Source organism: Dellaglioa sp. CoH-56-MRSF-11, from assembly GCF_056782135.1.
Genome location: NZ_JBXAYE010000011.1, coordinates 1 through 4,217 on the forward strand (window position 1 = coordinate 1; position 4,217 = coordinate 4,217).

A 4,217-nucleotide genomic window follows, 5' to 3' on the forward strand; every position below is an offset into this window, starting at 1 on the left:
CTTGAATGCGCTGTAAGGCTTCACGATTGAATATACGCTTAGCTGAGAGCTTTCTATCATCATCAAAGGGCACAATGCCCATATGCATGTGAGGGGTCTTCTCGTCCAAGTGAACGACCGCATAACGAATATTTTCGTCGCCATAGTTATCTGCAAAATATTGTTTGGCTGTTTCAAAATATTTACGGGTTTCGACTTCGTCTAATTGCTCAAAAAAATCTTTGTCACTGGTTAGAATCCACTCATTGACTAAAACAGCGTCTTTGCGAACTGCCCGCTTACTAGCTTTATTTTCGTTGATATAGGCTTCAATATCCGTTTTAAAATTATCAGTGCGCCCAGCCACCAAATCATAATTCAAGTGGGAGCGGGAAACATCAATATCTTCGTTGCTGTGATTAGTCGTTTTCCGTTGGTCATGATTGCCAATACCGACTAAATTATCAGCTTTTAATTTCGTCATTCTAGCCACTACAAAACTCATAGTACGCACCTCATTTCGGAGTTATCTTCCAAGTAAAGTATAACCCACTATACTTCACTCTGTGAAGTGTGGTCTCTGCGAGGCTAAAAACTGTCTGTCCACTTTGCCCCTTTTTTCGCCTTTAGGCTGAAAAGGTTCGACGTGAACAGGCACAAAAAAAAACGCCTACAGCTGTCCTTTTTTCTAGTAACAGAAATGATATTTTCACCTTTGCATTTTTCCGCAACGATTGCAAATTCATTTCAATATCAAATTCAAAACAACAGACCTTGCCACTTTTTCAAAAGTGGCAAACCCAGAAAATTTCTACATGTCTCCGACGGCTCGAAAACGAGTTGCCAAGAGGGTGGAAAATCAGTGGATCGTATCAACTTCTTAAATTCCTTCCGATTTGCTTCAGTCAGACATTTATCGTTGACCCTACCGTTTATTTTCCCACTGGCCAAATAAAAAAGAGTAGCCTAAGCTACCCTTTTCTAAAAAAATAGTTCAACAATCGCGCCCATTGAAGGTAAATTTTTAAGAAATAACATTTTTTCATTTTACTTAGAAAATATAATACTAGCCCCTTTTATCACATTTTTCCGTACAAATAGAAATGCATATTCTCTTGTAATTCTGGCAAATCGAGCGTTTCTTCAGCTAATCGTTCCAAACCTTGATGTTCATAAAAGCCAAAATTACATGTCGTATCCGTAAATAAGTAAAATGTCTTAAGATTTTCAGATGTCATATAATCTAAAAATTGTTGATACAATTGTTTACCGATACCTGAACCACGTTGGTTTCCATCTACAACAAAAAAAGCTAATTCACCATCAAAGTTTGTACCAATGCTCTTTAAAAGAATTTCATCAACTTCTTCAAATTTTTGAAACGTCTTTCCAATTTTACGCCCTTCTTTAGATATAGCAATTCGTGCAACAGCAATTCCTTGCCGAATAAGATACCTTAGTGGTTTACGATGTGTTTCTCTATTTTTACCCATAATAATACCAACAGGCACTTCATTAAAAACAGCAACACTAGTAAATGTTTGATTAACAAGACAACTGGCAAGATATATTTTAGACAGTTGTTTAGCTAATTTTGGGCTTCCTAATCGATCGTAGTTCCATGATTTGCGAATCATATCTTCCAAGATATGATAATCGGATGGTTTAATAGGACGGTATTTAATATCTGCTTGTGTCATTACTTTTCCTCCAAATAATTAACTTCTAAATTGTTCTTAAATCCAATATATTCCACGTCAATAATCATTACTTAACCTCTCCAGTCTCAATATTTATTTTATTTCTCCCATTTCTATCAATTCCTCAAATCCTTCAACAAAGTAATCTCTATCTTTCAAACAAACAACTCGTTTTTCTGGACCTTCAGGTGTCTCAGTTTCACTTAACTTTATACCACAAATAAAGCATTGACCTAAAAGCTCTTTAGTCGGGATAACATTTTGATCAGTGTATTCTAAGTATTTCTCAACATCACTTTCACTAAACTCTCTCATGCTCTCACCCCTCTCTCATTCTTTATTTCTCCTGTATCAGGATCAATGGTTTTTGAATAGACCGGACGATAACCACATTGGTAATTTGCATCAAAATATAGTCGAAAAATTCCAGAAGAACTTGAAATTATTTCATTCACATATTTCATACTCTCAATTCCAAATTCGTTACCTCTTTGTCTGATAAACGAGCTTAATTCCTTTACATTAACAATGTTATATTCATCTACAATTTCAAGTAAAGTCTGCCTTAATTCTTTCTTTTCATTTTCATCAAGTGTTACGTATCTATCAATATCAAAATCATTTATAAAGATTAAATCTTTTTTATCGTAGCGGTGTTTACCTTTCTTAATTGCATCAGAACTTTCATGCGTTAAATACTGAAAATAATACTCCACGCTATCAACAATTTCGATATGAGATACAGATTGATCACCTAAATTACGTTTTATTTTTTTCCGAATACTTTCAACAGTAACCGGATTACGAGCAATATACAAAACATGATAATGTGGTTTTTTATAAATTGATCCACCAGCACTTATTATCTCTTGTTCATCAGGAGTCATATCTTTAAATTTTCGTTCAGTTTTATCTAAATTATGGAGCGGACTAATCGCCATAGGAATACCAGTTTTTTCTAAATTTTCAATAAAGTTTTCAGGAATACTTTCAGGATACAAAATGAATGCAAAGTTTCTAGCCTTTGTATTTTTAGTAGTCATATAGTATAATCACCTTTAGAAAATAAAAGCATTTTTCACGAGCGAACTTGAGAGAGGGCGCTCTTTTTTTATGCTCATTTTTCTCCTTTCTTAGATTTTTCGATAACATCACGCATATAGTTTCTAATATCGTAAGTTACAATTTTTCCTTCACTTTTTAAAATCTCTTTGTAATCAGCATACATCTTTTTAGGTATTCTAACGGTTACAACTTGATATTCTGTTTTCTCTTCAGGCATAAAACTCACTCCTTTATTTTTTTATCATTATACATCATTATATACTTATAGTCTATATAGTCAAAAAATAACCCGTTTAAAAAAACGGCGGTCAAAACGGCGGTCAAACGGCGGTCATAAAAAAACTCCCAAATCCATTGGGAGAGTAAGCGTAAAGTCCTATTCAAGTAAAATTTGGCACTCGGCACTTATAGGGGGGTCGTAGTACGGGAGCGAAATTCGCTCCCTGCCCCCTGATTTTCAAAATTTTTATCCCACTCAAACCAAAATATGGGCTCCGCCCAAACCCGCAAGCTGTGTCAGCTTGACCCCATAAATGAGCGGGAGCTCCCGCTCAAACTCACCCCGCACTCGCCGTGGGGCAGGCAAAAAAAGCAGGTGTGCTTTTCTTTGCATGCGCAAAAGTGTTTTATCCGCTAGTCTATCAACTCCTTAAAGCCTCAAAAAGGGGCTAACTGCTAAAGCAGCAAGCCCCTTTAATTCGATTTACCGTTGACAGACACAAAATTAACGACGTTCAATCTAGCCAGATGTTAAATTAAGCTCTTAAATGCCATTTTAAGCCCATATAAGCGTTTTAAAGATGTGGACCGCCTAATTCATCAGATTTATGTTTTTCGAGTTCCTGTGAGCTTTCAGGGGCTTTTTTAGACGGTTCTTTTAGTCCTGCACGTTCTAGCCACTTGTCAGGTAAATTGATACCTAGTTTTTTGTGTAGAAATTCATCAACATTGCGGACAATGCCTTGAAGTGTTCCGACTAACTTTTGCAATCGCTCATTCTCTCTTTCGAGGTCATTATAGTCCCACGTTGTTCTAGTCAGTTTATCTCTTAACGAGTCGGCTTCACGCCTTGCTCTAGCATGCATTTGATTGTAATTATCACTAAAAGACGCCCGTTGTTCCAAATCAGCGAGATCAGATTTATCAACCATGACTTTATTTTTATTCAGCAAAGTTGGTTTACTAGCAATTTTTTTGTTATCCCGTGGCTTGATTTCATCAAGCTGTTTTTTAGTATCTGCAAGCTTTGCTTGTGTCTCTTGTTTTTCGGTCTCTATTTTTTTCAAATCTTCCCGCATAGTTTTGTATTCGGGTACTGATAAATTCTTACGCTCTTTGTTTTTGTTGCCACGTTGAACATCAAAGCCATTCTCTTTGAGATATTGTGGTAATTCCTCTTGAATGCGCTGTAAGGCTTCACGATTGAATATACGCTTAGCTGAGAGCTTTCTATCATCATCAAAGGGCACAATG

Annotated in this window: 6 protein-coding genes; all 6 read right to left on the reverse strand. The window is 36.1% G+C overall.

Going from position 1 to position 4,217, the window contains the following annotated elements; all coding sequences use genetic code 11:
• Positions 1–484: MobV family relaxase (gene mobV, locus AC1RPT_RS07525; RefSeq protein WP_481762952.1), on the reverse strand; the 484-nt coding region annotated here is incomplete at its 3' end.
• Positions 485–1,058: 574 nt separating this feature from the next.
• Positions 1,059–1,679, reverse strand: a complete 621-nt coding sequence (locus tag AC1RPT_RS07530; RefSeq protein ID WP_481761989.1) for a GNAT family N-acetyltransferase — start codon at positions 1,677–1,679, stop codon at positions 1,059–1,061.
• 93 nt (positions 1,680–1,772) lie between these two features.
• Positions 1,773–1,994, reverse strand: a complete 222-nt coding sequence (locus tag AC1RPT_RS07535) for a hypothetical protein (protein ID WP_481761990.1) — start codon at positions 1,992–1,994, stop codon at positions 1,773–1,775.
• The gene (locus AC1RPT_RS07540; RefSeq protein WP_481761991.1) at positions 1,991–2,722 is read right to left on the reverse strand and encodes a replication protein; all 732 of its coding nucleotides are present in this window, start codon (positions 2,720–2,722) and stop codon (positions 1,991–1,993) included. Before AC1RPT_RS07540 ends, AC1RPT_RS07535 begins: the two co-directional genes overlap by 4 nt.
• A gap of 74 nt (positions 2,723–2,796) precedes the next feature.
• Positions 2,797–2,961, reverse strand: a complete 165-nt coding sequence (locus AC1RPT_RS07545; RefSeq protein WP_481761992.1) for a transcriptional regulator — start codon at positions 2,959–2,961, stop codon at positions 2,797–2,799.
• Between the two features lie 577 nt (positions 2,962–3,538).
• A partial coding sequence (locus tag AC1RPT_RS07550) for a plasmid recombination protein (protein ID WP_481762953.1) occupies positions 3,539–4,217 on the reverse strand: 679 nt, incomplete at its 5' end.

Coding starts and splice junctions, on each gene's coding strand:
- AC1RPT_RS07545 (WP_481761992.1), bottom strand. CDS start 2,961: ATGCCTGAAGAGAAAACAGAATATCAAGTTGTAACCGTTAGAATACCT.
- AC1RPT_RS07530 (WP_481761989.1), bottom strand. CDS start 1,679: ATGACACAAGCAGATATTAAATACCGTCCTATTAAACCATCCGATTAT.
- AC1RPT_RS07535 (WP_481761990.1), bottom strand. CDS start 1,994: ATGAGAGAGTTTAGTGAAAGTGATGTTGAGAAATACTTAGAATACACT.
- AC1RPT_RS07540 (WP_481761991.1), bottom strand. CDS start 2,722: ATGACTACTAAAAATACAAAGGCTAGAAACTTTGCATTCATTTTGTAT.